The following is a 722-nucleotide window of genomic DNA, read 5'->3' as shown; positions in this document are numbered from 1 at the left end:
GAGGGGAGCAAGACGATACGGGGGCCCTCACCTTCGACCAGAAGTTCAACCTGGCCTTCATGCGTCGGGATCAGTTTGCGCTCGGGCTTTGACATTTTGTCTCCTAATTTTCTGGTTACTGAGGATTTGCGCTATCGAAAAATCTGGAAGAGGCCAAAGAGGGCCGTGACTGCATGGATCGGTGCCAGCCAGAGAGCACCGGGTATTTTTCTCGCCAGCCGAGCCGCGGAAACCGGAAGTCGGCGTATTCAGCAATGATGGCCAGGGTAATTGACGACAACCCGAAAGGCCGTTGCGCGACGCGTTCGGCTGCCGCCTCCAGCCTTGCCCAAATCATGCTCGACTTCAAGTTGAACGCATTGATGAGTGCAATCTGCTTGGTGTCCTTCATCGATTCGATGCGCCATTGCACCAGCAGGTCGAGAAAGCCATTGCACAACGCGTGCAGTCGAAGCTCCTCAATTCGCTCTTCCGGCGACAAGGGAATGAGCTTGGCACCACCTGCCATGTGTTCGAGGTACTCGATGATGACGAGACTGTCGTAGAGCGCGGCCCCATCATCCAGGACGAGCGTCGGGAGTTGCCCAAGGGGGTTATATGGCAGCAGAGCCAAGTCGGGCTTGTTCGGTGCGACGCGAGTCGGGATCGTCTCCAACCTGTCGCGCAGCCCCAGCTCGTGGGCACTTACGATGACTTTCCTGACGAATGGAGATGTCGATGAC

Annotated in this window: 1 protein-coding gene; it reads right to left on the bottom strand. The window is 56.9% G+C overall.

Annotated elements, in window-relative coordinates:
- Positions 1 to 115: 115 nt before the first annotated feature.
- A partial coding sequence (locus tag AC1DYD_RS41470) for a glutathione S-transferase family protein (protein ID WP_478178506.1) occupies positions 116 to 722 on the bottom strand: 607 nt, incomplete at its 5' end.

It is taken from the genome of Variovorax sp. P4_B11 (genome assembly GCF_056402355.1).
Note: the sequence above shows the minus strand (reverse complement) of the source record. Positions and strands in the feature narration are given on the sequence as shown.